Raw genomic sequence first — 16883 nt, forward strand, 5'->3', positions numbered from 1 at the left:
ATGCCGGTACCTCTCGGTTTTTCTCCTCGGCCTCACCCCATAATCCGGACAGGAGGTATTTGACCTTTTTGCCGTCCCCTGCCGTATCGTCCCCGGCCGGGCTAGCGGCAGGTGCTGGGGGGACAGATCCGGGTGTCGATGCGCCGGGCGCCCGGCCCTTCGGTGCCGAGCCGGTCGTGGGGGTTGGCGAGCACACAGCGGTCGAGCGAGAGGCAGCCGCAGCCGATGCAGTCGGTGAGGTCGTCGCGGAGCCGCTGGAGCTGCTCGATGCGGTCGTCGAGCTCGCCGCGCCAGGCGGCCGACAGCCGGGCCCAGTCGTCCCTGGTGGGGGTGCGGCCCTCGGGCAGCTCGGTGAGGGCGTCCTTGATGGTCTTGAGCGGGATGCCGAGGCGCTGGGAGAGCCGGATGAACGCGACCCTGCGCAGGGTGTCGCGGGTGTAGCGGCGCTGGTTGCCGGCCGTGCGCCGGCTGGCGATGAGACCCTTGGCCTCGTAGAAGTGCAGGGCCGAGACGGCGACGCCGCTGCGCTCGGCGAGCTGGCCCACGGTCAGTTCCTTGGAGTTCCAGGCAACCTTGGTCACGACCTCGACATTACTTGAGGACGACCGGCCTGAAGTGGGTGACCAGGTTCCCGCCGTCGAACAGGTGCAGCGCGAACGCGGGTGGCAGCTCGTACGAGACAGGGAACGTGTCGGCGGTCTCCACGCTCGTCAGGCAGGTCGAGACGACGCCGGGCGCGACGACGAGCGGAAGCCCGGCGAACCGGGCCTGGACGGCGGTGTGCGCGTGCCCGGCCAGCACCGCCGTCACGTGCGGGTGGCGGGCCAGCACGTCTGCGAGCCGCTCCGGCTCACGCAGGCCGATCCTGTCCACGAACGGGATGCCGAGCGGGACGGGCGGATGGTGCAGGCCCACGAAGGCCGGCACCCCCGGCCGCTCGGAGAGCACCTCGTCGAGCCAGGCCAGCGTCTCGTCGGCGAGGAACCCGTACGCCTCGCCGGGGACGCTGGAGTCGGCCAGCGCGAGCGTCACCGCGTCGAGCCTGAGCACCTGGTTGGCCGGCCCGATCCGCTTGTCGAACTCGGGCACCGAGTCGTGGTTGCCCGGGCAGACGATCAGCGGGGTGCCGACGCGCATCAGCGCGGCGGCGGTGTCGTACTCCTCGGGCAGCGCGTGGTCGGCGATGTCGCCGGTGACCAGGATCGCGTCGAGGCCGAGGGAGTCGACATGGCGCAGGACGGCGGCGGCTCGCTCCTCGCTGGCCGGCGAGCCGCCGATGTGGATGTCGCTGATCTGTGCGAAGGCCACCATGGGAACAAACTACTCCCACTTGAACAGGCGCACGGCGAGCCCGCTGAACAGCACCAGCCCGCCGACCATGACGGCCAGGTGCGGCAGTTGCGGCCAGTCGCCCGCCCAGGTGTCGCGCATGGCGTTGACGAACGGCCCGACCACGGAGAAGTCGCTGATCGTGCGCAGCGTGTCGGGCATGATCTCGCGCGGGATCCACATGCCGGCCACGAACAGCAGCGGGAACATCGCCACCGACCCGATGCCGGGCGCGGTCTTGCTGTTCGGCGCGATGGCGGCGATCACCAGGCCGAGCGCCAGCATCGCGGCGGCGCCGAGCAGGTACGCCAGCAGGAACCCGAAGAGCTGCCCGGGGATCTGCGAGCCGAACACCAGCCACCCGGCGAGGATCACCACCACGGCGCTGCACAGCGCGATGATCAGGTTGAGCAGGAGCTGCGCGCCGAGCAGCCGCGCCGGGTGCGTCGGCGTGGTGGACATCCGGCGCAGCACGCCCTGCTCCCGATACGTGGCCATGGCGCCGGGCAGGATGGTGAAAGCGGTCGTCAGCAGGGCGAGCAGGATCATCTGGGCCGGCAGCTGGGCGTCGACGAACCGCTGACCGCCCAGGTTCGGGTCGGGTTTCTGCAGGTCAGGGATCTGCCCCAGGACCAGCAGCAGGCCGACCGGGAGCGCCAGCGAGAGCGCGACGCCGAGCCAGTCACGCGCCAGCAGCTTGGTCTCGACGAGCAGGATCTTCTTCATGCCAGCTTCCTTCCGGTGAGTGCGAGGAACGCGTCGTCCAGGGTGGCCTGCTCGATGCGCAGGTCGTTGGGGACGATCCGCTGCTCGGCGAGCGCGAGCGTGACGGCGGGGGCGAGGTTGCCGATGCCGGTGACGACCACCTGGTCGCCCGTGCGGCTGATCTCCTTGACCTCGGGCAGCGACGTCAGCACCGAGTCGGCCACGGGCGCGGACGGCCTGAACCGCACCTTCTGCTCCCCGCCGACCCGGGCGACGAGCCCGGCGGGCGAGTCGATCGCGGCGACGCGGCCGGAGTCGATGAGCGCGATCCGGTCGCAGAGCCGCTCGGCCTCCTCCATGAAGTGGGTGACGAGCACGATCGTCACGCCGGAGTCGCGCACCTGCTCGACCAGTTCCCAGGTGTCGCGGCGGGCCTGCGGGTCGAGCCCGGTCGTCAGCTCGTCGAGCACCGCGATGCGCGGCTTGCCGACGAGCGCGAGCGCGACGGACAGCCGCTGGCGCTGCCCGCCGGACAGCTTGCCGAACATGGCGTCGCGCTTGGCGCCCAGGCCGACCCGCTCCAGCAACTCCGGCCAGTCGGCCGGGTCCTGGTAGAAGGACGCGTACAGGTCGAGCGCCTCCCACACCTTGATCTTCTCGGGCAGCGCGGAGCTCTGCAGCTGCACGCCCAGCACGCGCCGGAGCCCGTCCCTGTCCTGTACGGGGTCGATGCCGGCGACACGCAGGGTGCCGCCGTCGGGCACGCGCAGGCCCGACACGCACTCCACGGTGGTGGTCTTGCCCGCGCCGTTCGGGCCGAGGATGCCGAAGATCTCACCGGCCCGGACCTCGAACGACACGTCTTCCACCGCCACGTGGTCCTTGTAGCGCTTGTGGAGGTTCTTGACCTCGATGACGTTCATGTCTACGACGCTAGGGACGCCGGTTCTGCCGGGGAATCGAGCTGGTTGCCGGGCATAGGTGTACTTAGGTGCAGTGTGCGCATCCCGCTCCATCGCGCACACTGGTTGTCATGGTGCGGAAGATCGGTCACGTCCTCGCGCTGCTCGCGCTCGTCGTCGTGCAGCTCCTGACGCTCGTGTCGGCGTTCCTGTGCCTGGTCCTCTGCTTCGGCCTGGGCATGGTGTTCCTGTTCCCGCCGCAGGTGCGGATGATCAGATGGGTGACCGGGATGACGCGCTACCTGGTGCGCTCCTCGTCCGGGATCGTGATCGAGCCGCCGTACCTGCCGAAGCCGCCGCCTCCGCAGCCGCAGCCCGACGGGCTCTACCGGTCGCACCGCACGCTCTACAAGACGCCCCGGATGCCGGCCTGGAACGACCGCTGGAAGTGGATGCTCACCGACCCGGCGACCTGGCGCGACGGGTTCTGGCTGCTGCTCGATCCGGGCGTCAAGATGGTACTGCTGCCGCTGCTGATCCTGCTGCCGGGCCGAGGGCTGCGCGTGTACGGGCTCTGGTGCGAGCTGCTGCTGGCCGCGACCGCGTCCAGCCGGATGGCCGGCCAGCTCAGCAGTCTCAACCGGGCACGCAACCTCGCCGTCGACACGCAGGCCGCCGAGATGCGCAGGATCGAGCGTGACCTGCACGACGGCACGCAGGCCAGACTGGTGGCGCTCGGCATGACGATCGGGGCCGCCGAGCAGCTCATGGAGTCCGACCCGAAGGCGGCCAGGGCGCTGATGGCCAAGGCCAGGGAGGCGTCGGCGGAGACGCTCACCGAGCTGCGCCGGGTGATCCGCGGCATCCACCCGCCGGTGCTGGCCGAGCGCGGCCTCGGCGACGCGGTGCGGGCGCTGGCGATGGACAGCGCCCTGAAGGTGTCGGTCCAGGTGGAGCTGACGCACCGGCCCGAGGCGCCGGTCGAGGCGGCGGCGTACTTCGCGGTCAGCGAGCTGCTGTCCAACGCCGCCCGGCACGGCGGGGCCGAGTCGGTGGAGATCGACATCAGCACCAGCGGAGCCAACCTGCGCATCACGGTCACCGACGACGGCTGGGGCGGCGCCGACCCGTCCAAGGGCAGCGGCCTGACCGGGATCGAGCGCCGGCTGGCGGCCTTCGACGGCGTGATGGCGATCCACAGCCCGGCGGGCGGGCCGACGACGGTGACCCTGGAGCTGCCGAAGGTGCTGCCCCAGCACTGGGCCGGAGACGTGGCCAAGTTGCCTCGCTGGAAGTTGGCCACCGTGATCGCCCTGTACGGGACGGCCTGGTGCCCGCTGTTCCCACAGGGCGTCGTGGCCGGCATCTTCAAACTGGTCGGCTTCGACGAGAAGGCCTGGTTCCTCGCGCTGCACCTGCCCGATGCGTGGCAGTGGCCCTGCATCGCTTTCATGATCCTGCTCGGCACGGCCATGTACGCGACCGCGGTCGCCATCCCGGCCCACCACAAGGACCACCCCTTGGCGCCCCGCAACCCGCTTGAGGGCGTAGGGTTCTGCTGATGAACAGGGTGCTCGTCGCCGAAGACCTCTACCTGCTCAGAGACGGGCTGGTCCACCTGCTGCAGGCTCACGGGTTCGACGTGGTCGCCGCCGTGGAGAGCGGCCCCGAGCTGCTGAAGGGTCTGCTGGAGCTCCGTCCCGACGTGTCCGTGGTGGACGTGCGGCTGCCGCCGACGCTCACCGACGAGGGGCTCCAGGCGTCACTGGAGGCGCGCAAGAAGGTGCCGGGGCTGCCGATCCTGGTGCTGTCGCAGCACGTCGAGCAGCTCTACGCGCGCGAGCTGCTGGCCGACGGCTCGGGCGGCATCGGCTACCTGCTGAAGGACCGGGTGTTCAACGCCGAGCAGTTCATCGACGCGGTGCGCCGGGTCGCGGCGGGCGGCACCGCGATGGACCCCGAGGTCATCTCCAAGCTGCTGGCCAGCAACGCCAAGAACGAGCCGCTGGCCGCGCTCACCCCGCGCGAGCGCGAGGTGCTGGAGCAGATGGCCGAGGGCCGCTCCAACGCCGCCATCTCCCAGCGGCTCTACCTGAGCGAGAGCGCCGTGGCCAAGCACACGGCGGGCATCTTCGGCAAGCTCGGCCTGGCCCCGTCCGACGACGACAACCGCCGGGTGCTGGCGGTCCTCGCCTACCTCAACAACCGCTAGGCGGGCTTTGTCGGTGGCCTCGGATACCTTCTAAGGGCATGCCGAGAAGAAAGGGTCGATCAGGTGAAGATCCGGGTTAACCGTGACGTGCTGGCCGACGCCGTCGCCTGGGCCGCCAGGGTTCTGCCCAGCCGCCCGGTGACCCCCGTGCTGTCCGGCCTGCTGCTGGAGGCGGGCGAGGAGCTGAGCCTGTCCGCGTTCGACTACGACGTCTCGGCCAGGGCCGCCGTCGACGCCGACGTGGCCGAGTCCGGCCGCGTGCTGATCCCCGGCCGGCTGCTCGCCGAGATCAGCCGGAGCCTGCCCGAAGACGACGTGGAGATCCTCACCGAGGGCCAGGAGGCGGTGCTGACCTGCGGCAGCGCCGAGTTCGGCCTGATCACCATGCCGGTCGAAGACTTCCCGACCATGCCGACGATGCCGCCCGCCATCGGCGCCATCGGCGGTGGCGTGTTCGCCTCCGCCGTCGGCCAGGTGGCGCCCTCGGCGAGCCGCGACGACACGCTGCCCATGCTCACCGGCATCCGGGTCGACGTGGAGGGCGAGTCGGTGACGATGGCCGCCACCGACCGCTACCGCATCGCCGCCCGCGAGTTCGGCTGGCGGCCTGTCAGCCCCGACGCCGCCGTCTCCGCCATGGTGCCCGCCCGGGTGCTGGTGGAGGTGGCCAGGTCGCTGCGCGGCGGCGAGGTGCAGGTCGCGCTCGGCGACGGGGTGGCCGGGTTCGAGAGCGTGGGCCGCAGCACCACCGTGCGGCTGCTCGACGAGCAGTTCATCGACTACCGGGGCAGGCTGACCTCGCAGTGGTCGATCAGGGCCGACGTGCGGGTGGCGCCGTTCGTGGCGGCCATCAAGCGGGTGGCGCTGGTGGCCGAGCGCAACACCGCGATCCGGCTGTCGTTCAGCCAGGGCCAGGTGCTCATCCAGGCGGGCGGCGGCGACATCGGCCGCGGCGCCGAGGTGGTGGACTGCGAGCTGCGCGGCGACGACATCCAGATCGCGTTCCAGTCGCAGTTCCTGCTCGACGGGCTCACCGGCATCGAGACCGAGCTGGCCCGCATCAACATGGAGTCCACGACCCGGCCGGCCCTCGTCCAGGACGTGCCCGGCGACGCCGGCCCCGACTTCCGCTATCTCGTGATGTCACTCCGCCTGACCTGACTGGCGCTCGGCGACCAGCCTGAAGACCCGCTTGAACGTCGCGTAGTCGGCCGCGCCCGCCGCCTCGGCGTGCCGCTCCTCGATGGCGGCCAGGATCTCCTCCGAACGCGCCATCTGGTCCAGGCCCCTGCCGGTCGGCACGATGAGCTTCGCCCGCCGGTCGGCCGGGTCGGGCCGCCGCTCCACGTAACCGAGCTCCTCCAGCTCGTCCACGAGCGTGCCGATGACCTGTTTGTGCTGCCCCGAGCGGGCGGCGAGGTCGGTGGCCCGGCTGCCCTCCTCGTCCAGGTACGCGAGCACGGCGCCGTGGCGCGGCCGCAGCCGCGGGTGCCCCTGCTCGGCCAGCGCCGCGAACAACTCCTTCTGCAGGCTGAAGAGGGTGCGGCTGCTCAGGATGCCGAGGTCGGGTTCGTTTCTCTTGCGCTCGCTCCGGCGCATGCCATCCTCCAATTAGTCACTAATATTGACGGTCATTATTTTTTACTATTAGGCTTCCGGCATGACCGCAACAGTGGAACTGACGAGATTCCGTGTGGCCCCGGAGCGTACCGGCGAACTGCTGGCCGCCCGCCCCGGCATGCTGGCCGGCTTTCGGACAGGCCGGACCGGCTTCCTCGGCGCCCGCCTCGTCCGGCTGCCCGGCGGAGAATGGCTGGACATCGTGGAGTGGCGCAGCCCCGCCGACCTGGCCGCCTCGCGCGCCAAGGGCGGCGACCTGCCCGGCATCCGAGCCTTCTTCGATCTGATCGACGACCTGGTTTCCACCGAAGAAGGAGAGCTGACATGACTCTGCTGATAACCGGTGCCACCGGCACCGTTTCCGGCGCGCTGCTGCACGCCCTGCCCGGCACCGACGACGTGCGCGTGCTCGTCCGTGACCCGGCGCGGGCGCCGCGAGGGGTGGACGTCGCGGTGGGCGACCTGCACAGGCCGGAAACGCTCGAAGACGCCTTCAAGGGGGTCGAAACCGTATGGCTGCTGACCGCGATGGGGCCGGACGCGCCGCACGCCGGCTCCAACGCCGTGTGGGCGGCCCGCGAGGCGGGGGTGCGGCACGTGGTGCGGATGTCGGCCATCGGCGCCGGGCACGACGCGCCCACCCGCAACGGCCGCCTGCACGTGCTGTCCGACATCGAACTGGCCGCCTCCGGGCTGAGTTGGACCGTCATCCGGCCGGCCTTCTTCATGCAGAACCTGTTCGGGTCGGTCAACGCCGGCACGCTGTACGGCCCGACGGGTGAGGGCAGGATGGGCCTCATCGACGTGCGCGACATCGCTGCCTTCGCCGCCCGCGTGCTCGCCGACGCGCGGCCACACCACGGCAGGACCTACACGATCACCGGCCCGGAGAGCATCTCGCTGCGCGAGGCCGCCGCCAGGATCGGCGCCGGCTATCAGCCCGTCGGCCCCGAGGACGCGCGCCAGGCGATGATCCAGGCAGGGCTGCCGGAGTGGGACGCGGCGGTCAACGTCGAGTACGCCCGCGCGTACGCGAGCGGCTGGGGGGACTACACGACCGGTGACTTCGCCGAGGTGATGGGACACCAAGCCCGCGCGTTCGAGGCGTTCGCCGCCGACCACGCCGACCGGCTCGGCGGCTGACCCGGCCCTCGGGCCGGCCTCAGCCCTCGGTGAGCGCGATGAGGATGTGCTCCATGCACGCGTGTCCGGCGCGCTCGGCGGCGGACGCGTCGCCGGCGGCGATGGCGCGGGCGATCGCGTCGTGCGGGATGTAGGTCTTGTTGAGCGACGTGCCGGCCGCGGTGATGCTGGCCCGCAGCGCCGCGGAGAAGTCTTCGTACAGGTCGATGAGCACCCGGTTGTGCGTGGCGTAGGCGACGGCCATGTGGAAGGCCAGGTCGGTCTCCACGAACCGGGCGGGGTCGTCCTGCTCCCAGGCATGGTCGCGCTCGGCCAGCGCCGCCTCGATGAGCGCGATGTCCTCGTCGGTGCGGCGGGTGGCGGCCAGCCGGGCGGCCTCGACCTCCAGCGCGCGGCGGACCTCGAAGATCTCCAGCTGCTCGGCCTGACGCAGGCGCCTGAGCATGGCCCCCGAGAGCTCGCTGGTGGCGCGCACGTAGGTGCCGTCGCCCTGGCGGCACTCCAGCAGGCCGGCATGGGTGAGCGCGCGCACGGCCTCCCGAACGGTGTTGCGCCCGACACCGAGCTGCTCGGCGAGCACGGTCTCCGTCGGGATCTTGCCGTTCATCTGCCACGACCCTGTGGTGATCTGCTCCTTGAGCTGATCGATCACCTGGTCGACGAGCGAAGCCCGCTGCGCCGTACGCAGACTCACAGTCCGCCTCCTCTGGGGAAACCAATCATCCTATGAGTCAATGACTGGAACCCCAGTGTATTCCAGACCCGGGAATGCCCGAGTCTGGAACCCCCCTCGGCGGTCAGCGGGCGATCGTCGTGTCGACGGTCAGCCCCGCCATCATCGAGCGCACCCCGGCGGCTTCCAGGGCCTTACGGTAGGCGGCCGTCTGTTCGGCCCGGTCGCCGACCTGGCCGAACAGGTCGCCCAGCTCACGCCAGCACCGGGCGGAGACCCGGTCGGCGCCGTACGGCTGGCGGCCTGCTCCGTCGAGGACGACGCGGGCGGCGGTGAGGTGGTCGGCCGGGTCGGCCTGGCGCCTGACGGCCACCGTGGCGCTCACCAGGTGTGCCTCGGCCACGGCGCTGCCGCCGCCGAGCAGCCCCAGCGCCTCGGCGGCGAGCTCGGCCGCGCGGTCCGGATCGGCCGCGCGCAGCATGACCCGGGCCAGCACGATGAGGGCCTCGCCCCGTTCGTGACCGAGGCCCGCCGACGCGAACGTGCGGGCGGCCGCGGCGGCGAACCGCTCCGCCTCGTCCGCCGGAGCCCACTCCAGCCGCGCCCAGTGCATGCCCAGGCGAGCCAGCTGAAGCGCGATCCGGCCGTCGCGACCTGCGCTGATGGCGTCGTCGGCCAGGCGCACCGCCAGCGCGGAGTCCTCGCCCGCGGCCGCCTCGCCGCTCGCCCGCCAGAGAGCGCGAACCTCTCCGGAACGGTCCATAACATCAGACAAGCCAGCGACGTCGAGCACCTTCTTGACGTAGACGAGCTCGGGGGAGTCGCCTTCGCGGCCGGCGTGCGCCACCAGCGCGCAGGCCAGGTCGACGGCGAGCTCGCCCTGCACGATCGACATCCGCTCGGCCTGCTCCAGCGCCTTCGACGCCAGGTCGCGGGCCCGCAGCCGGTCGCCGGCCCGCTGGTAGCAGCGGCTGAGCGCGACCGTGATCGGCAGGTCGGCCAGCCGCTCAGGGTGGGCCGAGGCCTCCCTGCGCAGCCGCTCGAAGGCCTCGACGGCCTGCCCGAGCCTGCCCTGGGCCTCCAGCGCGCGAGCCCTGCCGAAGCGGGCCTGCGCCGTCAGCATGGCGTTCTCCTCGTCGGCGGCCTTGACGATCTCCGTGAATCGGTCGGCCGCTACGGCGGGATCACCGTGGTGAAGCTCCAGCTCCGCATGACGCAGGCCGAGCTCGGTGTCGATGCGCTGGCGGGGCTCTATGCCATGGAGGAGGAACTCGGTGGTGCAGCCGAGTCTCTCGGCCAGAAGCCGGGCGACGACGGGAGTCGGCGTGCGCTTGCCCGACTCAATGAGCGAGACGTAACTGTCCGACAGGTCGGGTCCGGCCAGCTGGGCCTGCGACATCCGCCTGTTAAGCCGCAATCCTCGGACGCGGTCACCGATGGTTCCCTGACTCGGCATCTCATCTCTCAAGGCGGGGAAGGGTCAACACCCCGCAATGATTGCATGAAGTAGCCGAATGGGGTATACCCGCGTGAAGAATTCTCTACCTGGAGATTAATCGTCTCCGTCGTCCTTGCCCGGGAAAAGCATCGAGCAGACCTCCAGGTACAGGGTCTCCGGATACGGAATGTACTCCACGGTGGAGAGTGCCTGGTCCTGGCCGGCGGACTCCAGGATGAACTCACCGTAGCCGAGCATGCGCCCCAGCAGAGACCGCTGGAAGCTCATGTCGGTGACCTTTCCCAGCGGCATCATCGCGACCTTGCGCGTGATCAGCCCGGTGGTCAAGAGCATCCGTTTGGAAGTCACGACGAAGTAGTCAACCGACCACTCAGCCACCTTCCAGACAAAACGGATCAACAGCAGCAGCCACAGCCACCAGACGACCACCAGGGCCGTGCCGGCGCTGCCCTCGCCGCTGAAGAACCGGCTGAGGAGTCCGGCGACGATCAGGCCCCCGAAGACCTCGGCGACGGGGCGGAGCAGCACGGCGGGGTGGCGCCGCACCATGATGACTTGTTGCTCGTGGGGGAGAAGGTAGCGGTTGACCGACGACGGAGCAGAGTCCCCGTGGGTCACAAGTCTCATGCGAGGTTGTTCACGAATTGGGCCAGCGAATCGGCCGCGGTGAACACGGTGTCGAACGCCCCTCTGACCGCGTCAGCGGCGTCAGCGGGCCGTGCGAACAGGTAGTAGGCGACAAAACCGATGCCGCCGTATGTGAGGACCTTTTTGACCTGCACTGTCGCCTCCGAACCGACTTACCCACTCCACCCGTCTCATACATTACCCACCCCCATGCGGGGGTAAAGGTGACTCGACGGTTTGGTTCCGATCTTGTTAGCCACGGTCGCTGGCCACGAGGGCGAGCACGTGGAGATGCTTGCGAGCGATCCGCTCCACAAGGTTGGGGTGGGCGAACCCGGTGACCTCCAGCGCGCCGTAATGTGCCGCCTCGACACATCTCGTCACGGTGGCCGCGGAGTGGACGCCGGCGAACTCGTCGCACAGCGCCGCCTCGACCTCCGCGTACGGGCTCGGCTCCGACTCGGTGTGACCGTTCACGAGCACACTCCGGAGCTCGGACAAACGCACATGGTGATCCCCCACACCCCAGTGTCTTTCATGGCTCTACGTACCCATGCAATCACAGTATGTAACGAAGTGGCCACCCTGGGTGGGGGATTGGCGCAGGTCAGACCACGCCGTAGAGCCTGTCGCCGGCGTCGCCGAGACCCGGCACGATGTAGCCGTACTCGTTGAGCCGCTCGTCCAGCGCCGCGGTGACGACCCGGATCGGCTTGCCGGAGTTGGCGAACACCTTGTCCATGTAGGCCAGGCCCTCCGGGGCGGCCAGCAGGCAGATGGCCGTCACGTCCACCGCGCCCCGGTCGAACAGGAACTTGATCGCCGCCGCGAGCGTGCCGCCCGTGGCCAGCATCGGGTCGACCACGTAGCACTGCCGGCCCGACAGGTCGTCAGGGAGCCGGGTGGCGTACGTCTCCGCCTGGAGCGTCTCCTCGTCGCGGATCATGCCGAGGAAGCCGACCTCGGCGGTGGGCAGCAGCCGGGTCATGCCGTCGAGCATGCCCAGCCCGGCCCGCAGGATCGGGACCACCAGCGGGTGGGGCTTGGCCATCCGCAGGCCGCGCGCGGGGGACACGGGGGTCTGCACCGTCACCTCGGTCACGCGCACGTCGCGGGTCGCCTCGTACGCCAGCAACGTCACCAGCTCGTCCGCCAGCCTGCGGAAGGTGGGGGAGTCGGTGCGGACATCGCGCAGCGCGGTGAGCTTGTGGGCCACGAGCGGATGATCGACGACGAGGGTTTCCATAAGGGACAACGCTATCTTGTGTGTTACGTACCGGCACGTCCCGGTCTTGGTTTTGATCACAATTTGGTCGGAGCGGCCCACGACGGGCAGCCTGGTCTGGAACGATTGGAAACCTGTGAAGACTCTGGTGTCAGGGTCGGGTGGGGGATCGCGATGACAGACGAAGAGGCACTCGATTTCGCCATCGTGGTCTATCGAGAGGACGAGCGCTGGGACGCCGAGCTGCTCCCCGTGGCGCTCACGTCCGATCTGCAGGGGCTCGTCAAGGCGCTCCGCCAGCAGCCGAGCGAGAGCGGCACGATTGGCCTCGTGGCCGTGGGGGATGAGTTCTTCGTGGCACTGCGGGTCCTGGGTGAGCGGGTCGATGTCTTCCTTTCCGACATCGCCGCCTCGTGGGACTTCCCGCTGGCTACGCAGGTGCTCGACTACCTCGACGTGCCGGTGCCCGACGAGCAGGAGCTCGACGAGATCCTCCAGGACGAGGACACCGCGCTTCCGGCCGGCGACCTGTCGATCTTCGCGGACCTCGGGCTGGACGAGATGGAGCTCGGCATCCTCTCCGGCGACGTCGACCTGCTGCCGGACGAGGTCCTGTCCAGCATCGCGGCGCGGCTCGGGTTCTCCGAGCCGTTCGAGCGTGCCATCGAATCGGTCTTCGACTGACCCCTGGAGCGCACATGGCGGCGAACACCTTCTCTGCGGCCTTCGTCAGGACCTCCGACGGCTGGAGCGGCGCCGAGGTCGACCTGTCCGCCACCGAGATCGTCGACGACTTCGGCGACGCCGTGACGGAGGCGCTCGGGCTGGTCGGCGACGAGCTGGCCCTGCTCTGCGTCGAGGTCGAGGACGAATGGTTCGCGATCGTGCGCTACCGCGGGGACGACGAGCCCCGGGTGTTCCTCTCCGACGCTCACGCGATCATGTCCGACCACCTGGGTGAGCTGTTCGCCGAGTTCGCCGGCGTGGCGCCCGACAAGGAGGGCAACGAGCTGGGGGTGCGCCCGGCCGGCGACTTCGAGCTGCTGAGCGACCTCGGCATCAGCTCCGAGGAGCTGCTCGAACTCAGCATGGAAGAGAACATGCTCCCGGCCGACATCGTCTCGGTGCTGGCCGAGCGGCTGTCGTTCGCCGACGAGCTCGACCGCCTGCGGTGACCTGGACCGCCGCGATGCGGCAGGCGCTCGCCGAGGCGGCCGCCGCCGGCGAGCGCGGCGAGGTGCCCGTCGGCGCGGTGGTGCTCGGCCCTTCGGGCGAGGTCCTCGCCGCCGCGGGCAACGACCGCGAGTCCGCCGCCGACCCCACCGGCCACGCGGAGGTCCTCGCGCTCCGCGCCGCCGCCCGCCGCAGGGGCGCCTGGCGGCTCGACGGCTGCACGCTCGTCGTCACGCTGGAGCCCTGCACGATGTGCGCGGGAGCCGCCGTCCTGGCGCGCGTCGACAGGATCGTGTACGGAGCCGTCGACGAGAAGGGCGGGGCCGTGGGCTCGCTCTGGGACGTCGTCCGCGACCGCAGGCTCAACCACCGGCCCGAGGTCGTCATGGGCGTGCTGGCCGAGGAGGCCGCGGCCGTCCTCAAGAAGTTCTTCGGCACTCGCCGGATCCGGTAAGCTCATCGGCGGTGGTGTCGCCTAGTGGCCGAGGGCGCACGCCTCGAAAGCGTGTGATGGGGCAACTCATCCGTGGGTTCAAATCCCACCACCACCGCCACCCGAAGGGGCCTCCGCGTCGAGCGGGGGCCCCTTCGCCTTTCAGGCCGCGCGAAATGACCGGGCCGCCGCGGCCCGGAAGAAAAGAGCGCGCTTTCCCCTAGCTGTGAAGTTCGAGAACCCTGGCGTGCAGGATGGACCGCTGGTGCAGGGCCGCGCGCAACGCCCGGTGCAGGCCGTCTTCCAGATAGAGCTCGCCCTGCCACTGCACGACGTGCGGAAAGAGATCACCGTAGAACGTGGAATCGGCGGCGAGCAGCGAGTGCAGGTCGAGCATGGCCTTGGTGGTGATCAGCGAATCGAGCCGGACCTGCCGCGGTGGTATCTGGGCCCAATCGCGGTTGGACAATCCGTGTTCGGGATAAGGGCGTCCGTCGCCGACCATCTTGAAGATCACCCCCCCGATTTTAGGCTGGATTTCGCACGCTCGTGTTCTCCGCACTCCTCACATCAGCTCGGCGCCCTCGCATCGGCCCGGATTTCCGGTGTCGTAACCGCGCTGGAACGCCGCCGTCCGCTGTTTCGAGCTGCCGTGGGTGAACGACTCGGGATCGACCCGGCCGCCGCTGCGCTGCTGGATCCGGTCGTCGCCGACCGCGGCCGCCGCGTCGAGCGCCTCGGCGATCTCGGCCGCGGTGAACTCGGCGGCGTAGAAGCCGCCCTCGTACGCCTTTTTCGCCCACACCCCGGCGTAGCAGTCGGCCTGCAGCTCGACGGCCACCGAGCTGCCGGAGTCGAGGGCGCCGAGCAGGTTCTGCACGTGGTGACCGTACTCGTGGGCGATCACGTACGCCTGCGCGAACGGGCCGCCCTTGGCCCCGAACCGGGTCTCCAGGTCGTCGAAGAAGGTCAGATCGAGATACACCCGCTGGTCGCCGGGGCAGTAGAACGGGCCGACGGAGGAGTCGGCGGCGCCGCAGGCGGTGCGCACGCCACCGGAGTACAGGACGGTCTTGGCCAGGCGGTACTCCGGGAGCTCGGTCTTCCAGTAGTCCTGGATGCTGTTGACCACGCCGACGACCTGGCACTTCCCGGCCTGGTCGGCGTCCTTGCCGGTGCGGCACTCCTCGGCCAGGTTGGCGGGCGGCTGCCCCTGACCGGGCTCGGTGTCCACGCCGCCCACATTGTTGAGCACGAAGACCAGGACGAGCGCGATCAGGCTGACGATCCCGCCGCCGCCGACGACCATGCCGCCGGGGAACCGGCCGCCGCCGCCCCCGCCGCCGCGGTCCTCCACCTGTGAGGGGTCTAGATTGACGTCGTCCCTGAAGTCCATTGCCCGGTGTTCCTTCCGTGGGGGTGGATCACTGCTTCCCCCTGGGCAGATGGTCATCCCTATGTTGTTCCGTTAGTCTTCCCCTATGACGGGCGGAATAGTAGGGATTGCACTGGTCTCCCTGGGCATGGTCCTCACCCCGGGGCCGAACATGATCTACCTGGTCTCCCGGTCGATCACCCAGGGCCGGCGGGCGGGCCTCATCTCCCTGGTCGGCGTCTTCCTCGGGTTCAGCGTCTACCTGACCGCCACCTGTCTCGGCCTGACGGCGATCTTCGCGTACGTCCCCGCCGCCTACACCGCGCTCAAGCTGGCGGGCGCCGCCTACCTGCTCTACCTCGCCTGGAGCGCCATCAAGCCCGGCGGCACCTCCGCCTTCGAGCCCCGCGAGCTCCCCGTCGAGCCGGCCCGCCGGCTCTTCGCCATGGGCCTGTTCACCTGCCTGCTCAACCCCAAGATCGCCATTCTGTACATGTCGCTGCTGCCGCAGTTCATCGACCCCTCGATGGGCCACATCATGCTGCAGAGCCTCGTGCTCGGCTCCGCCCAGATCGCCGTCGGCACGCTGGTGAACGGGCTCATCGTCATCTCGGCCGGCGGCCTGGCCGCCTTCCTCGCCCGCCGCCCGGTCTGGGTACGGGTCCAGCGCTACTTCATGGGCACCGTGCTCGGCGGCATGGCCGTCCATCTGGCGACCGACCGGTCCAGAGCCCTGACGACCGCCTAGCCGGATTCAGGGGAAGTCTCAGGGAGTCACCTGAGGTCCCCCGGCCCCTGACCCACGACACTTGAGCCCATGGACGTCAGGCGAACAGCGATGATCGCCGGCCTGCTCGGGCTGGCGGCGGTGACGGCGGGCTGCGGCATCGGCGGTCCCGAGAACACGGAAACCGCCTCCTACGACGTCACCGGCACGGTGACCGCGCTCGACGTCGGGGCCGACGGGGGCGCGATCGAGGTGATCGAGTCCGACAGGCAGGGCGTGCACGTCACCGAGACGCTCACCTGGACCGGCGACCGGCCTCCCCAGCCCACCCACGAGGTCGAGGGCGGCACGCTGGTGCTCGCGTACACCTGCCCGACCGGCTGGGGAGGCATGCTCCACTGCGACGTCGGCTACAAGGTCGAGATCCCCCGCGGGCTGCGCGTCAAGGCCGGCACCGACTCGGGCGCCGTGACGCTGCGCGGGCTGTCCGGCGAGGTCGAGACGAACTCCGACTCCGGCCGGATCGAGGCCACCGACCTGACCGGCAAGCAGGTCGTCGCCGGGACCGACTCGGGCGGCATCTCCCTGTCCTTCGCCGCGGCGCCGGACAAGGTCGAGACCAGCTCGGACTCCGGCTCCAGCGTCGTTCGCGTGCCGGAGGGCCCGTACGACATCACCGCCACCACCGACTCGGGCCGCAGGCGCGTCGACGCCGCGCACGACGGCGCCGCCCCGCGCAAGATCACCCTGCGTAGCGATTCCGGCGCCCTCGAAGTCCTGCCCGCGCGATAGCGCACAAACGGAAACTGAGAAGTCATCCACGAGTAACACATGAGGTGAAGGCTGGCCGCTGATTGCCGTCTGAGGAGGCGACCACCTTGGATATCGACCATTCCAGTATGGAGAGCAGCGGCAAGGCGATCCACGGCGAGGATGGTGATTTCGCCCGCAAGATCAGCCGGCTCCACGCCGAACTGGAGCCGCTCATTCCCTACTTCGGAAACCCGGCGAGCGACGAGGCCGCGCGGATCTTCCGCAGGGGCGCCGACGGTCACCCCGGTTTCGACAGCGCCTACGAGGACCTGAGCACCGCCGTGGACAACCTCGGCAAGGCGTACCGGGACATCGGGTCCGCCGTCGTGGCCATGAGCAAGAACGTCAAGGCGGCCGACTGGGCGAGCATGGTCGACCGGAACGCGTCCGTGCGCGACCTGGTCGCCTTCGCCGAGCGCGAGAACGACGAGGTCAGCGTGCCCACCACCCCGGTGGAGAGGGCCTGA

The 16883-nt window shown here is 70.0% G+C and carries 24 protein-coding genes and 1 tRNA gene; 12 read left to right on the top strand and 13 right to left on the bottom strand.

Annotation, left to right across the window (positions count from 1 at the left end; genetic code table 11):
• Positions 1-101: 101 nt before the first annotated feature.
• The 4 genes from soxR to KME79_RS36075 are packed head-to-tail and all read right to left on the bottom strand — an operon-like array spanning position 102 to position 2957.
• Positions 102-581 carry a redox-sensitive transcriptional activator SoxR gene (gene soxR / locus KME79_RS36060; protein ID WP_148035968.1) on the bottom strand — a complete coding sequence of 160 codons (480 nt, stop codon included), beginning with the start codon at positions 579-581 and terminating at the stop codon, positions 102-104.
• A 10-nt stretch (positions 582-591) separates the two neighbouring features.
• Positions 592-1311, bottom strand: a complete 720-nt coding sequence (locus KME79_RS36065) for a metallophosphoesterase (protein WP_219549808.1) — start codon at positions 1309-1311, stop codon at positions 592-594.
• Between the two features lie 9 nt (positions 1312-1320).
• Positions 1321-2055 (bottom strand): ABC transporter permease, encoded by a 735-nt coding sequence (locus tag KME79_RS36070; RefSeq protein WP_219549810.1) that lies wholly within the window; start codon positions 2053-2055, stop codon positions 1321-1323.
• Positions 2052-2957 (bottom strand): ABC transporter ATP-binding protein, encoded by a 906-nt coding sequence (locus tag KME79_RS36075; protein WP_148035971.1) that lies wholly within the window; start codon positions 2955-2957, stop codon positions 2052-2054. Before KME79_RS36075 ends, KME79_RS36070 begins: the two co-directional genes overlap by 4 nt.
• A 110-nt stretch (positions 2958-3067) precedes the next feature.
• Here KME79_RS36075 and KME79_RS36080 point away from each other — a divergent pair, with 110 nt between their 5' ends.
• The 3 genes from KME79_RS36080 to dnaN all read left to right on the top strand — a co-directional run bounded on the left by KME79_RS36080 (position 3068) and on the right by dnaN (position 6309).
• The gene (locus tag KME79_RS36080; protein ID WP_219549812.1) at positions 3068-4498 is read left to right on the top strand and encodes a sensor histidine kinase; all 1431 of its coding nucleotides are present in this window, start codon (positions 3068-3070) and stop codon (positions 4496-4498) included.
• Entirely contained in the window at positions 4498-5148 is a 651-nt protein-coding gene (locus KME79_RS36085) for a response regulator transcription factor (RefSeq protein ID WP_148035973.1), read from the top strand. The genes KME79_RS36080 and KME79_RS36085 overlap by 1 nt, the downstream gene beginning before the upstream one ends.
• A 63-nt stretch (positions 5149-5211) precedes the next feature.
• A complete protein-coding gene (gene dnaN, locus KME79_RS36090) occupies positions 5212-6309 on the top strand; it encodes a DNA polymerase III subunit beta (protein ID WP_219549814.1) in 1098 nt (365 codons plus the stop codon).
• Here the strand turns inward: dnaN and KME79_RS36095 are convergent.
• The gene (locus KME79_RS36095; RefSeq protein ID WP_219549816.1) at positions 6292-6747 is read right to left on the bottom strand and encodes a MarR family winged helix-turn-helix transcriptional regulator; all 456 of its coding nucleotides are present in this window, start codon (positions 6745-6747) and stop codon (positions 6292-6294) included. The two genes, dnaN and KME79_RS36095, sit on opposite strands and share 18 nt — an antisense overlap.
• A gap of 61 nt (positions 6748-6808) precedes the next feature.
• Here KME79_RS36095 and KME79_RS36100 point away from each other — a divergent pair, with 61 nt between their 5' ends.
• Together KME79_RS36100 and KME79_RS36105 are read left to right on the top strand one after the other, a co-directional pair.
• Complete coding sequence (locus KME79_RS36100; protein ID WP_219549818.1) at positions 6809-7096, top strand: antibiotic biosynthesis monooxygenase; 288 nt, start codon at positions 6809-6811, stop codon at positions 7094-7096.
• The gene (locus KME79_RS36105; RefSeq protein WP_219549820.1) at positions 7093-7911 is read left to right on the top strand and encodes an NAD(P)H-binding protein; all 819 of its coding nucleotides are present in this window, start codon (positions 7093-7095) and stop codon (positions 7909-7911) included. The genes KME79_RS36100 and KME79_RS36105 overlap by 4 nt, the downstream gene beginning before the upstream one ends.
• 19 nt (positions 7912-7930) lie before the next feature.
• On the opposite strand, the gene KME79_RS36110 is transcribed toward KME79_RS36105, so the two are convergent.
• From KME79_RS36110 to upp, 6 genes are all read right to left on the bottom strand, one after another.
• Positions 7931-8605: a FadR/GntR family transcriptional regulator gene (locus KME79_RS36110; protein WP_148035978.1), complete on the bottom strand. Its 675-nt coding sequence runs from the start codon at positions 8603-8605 to the stop codon at positions 7931-7933.
• A 103-nt stretch (positions 8606-8708) separates the two neighbouring features.
• Entirely contained in the window at positions 8709-10040 is a 1332-nt protein-coding gene (locus tag KME79_RS36115) for a helix-turn-helix domain-containing protein (RefSeq protein WP_219549822.1), read from the bottom strand.
• A 96-nt stretch (positions 10041-10136) separates the two neighbouring features.
• Positions 10137-10670, bottom strand: coding sequence for a PH domain-containing protein (locus KME79_RS36120; RefSeq protein WP_148035980.1), 534 nt, complete (start codon positions 10668-10670; stop codon positions 10137-10139).
• The gene (locus KME79_RS36125; RefSeq protein WP_187281558.1) at positions 10667-10825 is read right to left on the bottom strand and encodes a hypothetical protein; all 159 of its coding nucleotides are present in this window, start codon (positions 10823-10825) and stop codon (positions 10667-10669) included. Before KME79_RS36125 ends, KME79_RS36120 begins: the two co-directional genes overlap by 4 nt.
• A 97-nt stretch (positions 10826-10922) precedes the next feature.
• Complete coding sequence (locus KME79_RS36130; protein ID WP_148035981.1) at positions 10923-11147, bottom strand: three-helix bundle dimerization domain-containing protein; 225 nt, start codon at positions 11145-11147, stop codon at positions 10923-10925.
• Positions 11148-11277: 130 nt separating this feature from the next.
• Complete coding sequence (gene upp / locus KME79_RS36135) at positions 11278-11916, bottom strand: uracil phosphoribosyltransferase (protein ID WP_219549824.1); 639 nt, start codon at positions 11914-11916, stop codon at positions 11278-11280.
• A gap of 153 nt (positions 11917-12069) precedes the next feature.
• Here upp and KME79_RS36140 point away from each other — a divergent pair, with 153 nt between their 5' ends.
• From KME79_RS36140 to KME79_RS36155, 4 genes are all read left to right on the top strand, one after another.
• Positions 12070-12579 (top strand): tRNA adenosine deaminase-associated protein, encoded by a 510-nt coding sequence (locus KME79_RS36140; RefSeq protein WP_219549826.1) that lies wholly within the window; start codon positions 12070-12072, stop codon positions 12577-12579.
• A 14-nt stretch (positions 12580-12593) separates the two neighbouring features.
• Complete coding sequence (locus KME79_RS36145) at positions 12594-13070, top strand: tRNA adenosine deaminase-associated protein (RefSeq protein ID WP_148035984.1); 477 nt, start codon at positions 12594-12596, stop codon at positions 13068-13070.
• Positions 13071-13084: 14 nt separating this feature from the next.
• Positions 13085-13522 (top strand): nucleoside deaminase, encoded by a 438-nt coding sequence (locus tag KME79_RS36150; RefSeq protein ID WP_219549844.1) that lies wholly within the window; start codon positions 13085-13087, stop codon positions 13520-13522.
• A gap of 10 nt (positions 13523-13532) precedes the next feature.
• Positions 13533-13622 (top strand) — tRNA-Ser (locus tag KME79_RS36155).
• Between the two features lie 99 nt (positions 13623-13721).
• Here the strand turns inward: KME79_RS36155 and KME79_RS36160 are convergent.
• Both KME79_RS36160 and ypfJ read right to left on the bottom strand, forming a co-directional pair.
• Positions 13722-14018, bottom strand: coding sequence for a type II toxin-antitoxin system VapB family antitoxin (locus KME79_RS36160; RefSeq protein WP_148035985.1), 297 nt, complete (start codon positions 14016-14018; stop codon positions 13722-13724).
• A 48-nt stretch (positions 14019-14066) separates the two neighbouring features.
• On the bottom strand, positions 14067-14897 hold the full coding sequence (gene ypfJ / locus KME79_RS36165) for a KPN_02809 family neutral zinc metallopeptidase (protein WP_148035986.1): 831 nt from the start codon (positions 14895-14897) through the stop codon (positions 14067-14069).
• A gap of 127 nt (positions 14898-15024) precedes the next feature.
• Between ypfJ and KME79_RS36170 the strand changes: the two genes are divergently transcribed.
• From KME79_RS36170 to KME79_RS36180, 3 genes are all read left to right on the top strand, one after another.
• Entirely contained in the window at positions 15025-15624 is a 600-nt protein-coding gene (locus KME79_RS36170) for a LysE family translocator (protein WP_246640995.1), read from the top strand.
• Positions 15625-15693: 69 nt separating this feature from the next.
• The gene (locus tag KME79_RS36175) at positions 15694-16395 is read left to right on the top strand and encodes a DUF4097 family beta strand repeat-containing protein (protein WP_219549828.1); all 702 of its coding nucleotides are present in this window, start codon (positions 15694-15696) and stop codon (positions 16393-16395) included.
• Between the two features lie 107 nt (positions 16396-16502).
• Complete coding sequence (locus KME79_RS36180; protein WP_219549830.1) at positions 16503-16883, top strand: hypothetical protein; 381 nt, start codon at positions 16503-16505, stop codon at positions 16881-16883.

Origin of the sequence: Nonomuraea harbinensis (genome assembly GCF_019396385.1) — a bacterium.
GTDB lineage: Bacteria > Actinomycetota > Actinomycetes > Streptosporangiales > Streptosporangiaceae > Nonomuraea > Nonomuraea ferruginea.

What these genes read in the sequence shown, in the direction of transcription:
- KME79_RS36115 (WP_219549822.1), bottom strand. Translation starts at nt 10,040, where the DNA reads ATGCCGAGTCAGGGAACCATCGGTGACCGCGTCCGAGGATTGCGGCTT.
- KME79_RS36180 (WP_219549830.1), top strand. Translation starts at nt 16,503, where the DNA reads ATGGAGAGCAGCGGCAAGGCGATCCACGGCGAGGATGGTGATTTCGCC.
- KME79_RS36120 (WP_148035980.1), bottom strand. Translation starts at nt 10,670, where the DNA reads ATGAGACTTGTGACCCACGGGGACTCTGCTCCGTCGTCGGTCAACCGC.
- KME79_RS36065 (WP_219549808.1), bottom strand. Translation starts at nt 1,311, where the DNA reads ATGGTGGCCTTCGCACAGATCAGCGACATCCACATCGGCGGCTCGCCG.
- KME79_RS36085 (WP_148035973.1), top strand. Translation starts at nt 4,498, where the DNA reads ATGAACAGGGTGCTCGTCGCCGAAGACCTCTACCTGCTCAGAGACGGG.
- ypfJ (WP_148035986.1), bottom strand. Translation starts at nt 14,897, where the DNA reads ATGGACTTCAGGGACGACGTCAATCTAGACCCCTCACAGGTGGAGGAC.
- KME79_RS36105 (WP_219549820.1), top strand. Translation starts at nt 7,093, where the DNA reads ATGACTCTGCTGATAACCGGTGCCACCGGCACCGTTTCCGGCGCGCTG.
- KME79_RS36080 (WP_219549812.1), top strand. Translation starts at nt 3,068, where the DNA reads ATGGTGCGGAAGATCGGTCACGTCCTCGCGCTGCTCGCGCTCGTCGTC.
- KME79_RS36100 (WP_219549818.1), top strand. Translation starts at nt 6,809, where the DNA reads ATGACCGCAACAGTGGAACTGACGAGATTCCGTGTGGCCCCGGAGCGT.
- KME79_RS36175 (WP_219549828.1), top strand. Translation starts at nt 15,694, where the DNA reads ATGGACGTCAGGCGAACAGCGATGATCGCCGGCCTGCTCGGGCTGGCG.
- KME79_RS36170 (WP_246640995.1), top strand. Translation starts at nt 15,025, where the DNA reads ATGGTCCTCACCCCGGGGCCGAACATGATCTACCTGGTCTCCCGGTCG.
- KME79_RS36075 (WP_148035971.1), bottom strand. Translation starts at nt 2,957, where the DNA reads ATGAACGTCATCGAGGTCAAGAACCTCCACAAGCGCTACAAGGACCAC.
- KME79_RS36150 (WP_219549844.1), top strand. Translation starts at nt 13,085, where the DNA reads ATGCGGCAGGCGCTCGCCGAGGCGGCCGCCGCCGGCGAGCGCGGCGAG.
- KME79_RS36140 (WP_219549826.1), top strand. Translation starts at nt 12,070, where the DNA reads ATGACAGACGAAGAGGCACTCGATTTCGCCATCGTGGTCTATCGAGAG.
- upp (WP_219549824.1), bottom strand. Translation starts at nt 11,916, where the DNA reads ATGGAAACCCTCGTCGTCGATCATCCGCTCGTGGCCCACAAGCTCACC.
- KME79_RS36145 (WP_148035984.1), top strand. Translation starts at nt 12,594, where the DNA reads ATGGCGGCGAACACCTTCTCTGCGGCCTTCGTCAGGACCTCCGACGGC.
- KME79_RS36095 (WP_219549816.1), bottom strand. Translation starts at nt 6,747, where the DNA reads ATGCGCCGGAGCGAGCGCAAGAGAAACGAACCCGACCTCGGCATCCTG.
- KME79_RS36070 (WP_219549810.1), bottom strand. Translation starts at nt 2,055, where the DNA reads ATGAAGAAGATCCTGCTCGTCGAGACCAAGCTGCTGGCGCGTGACTGG.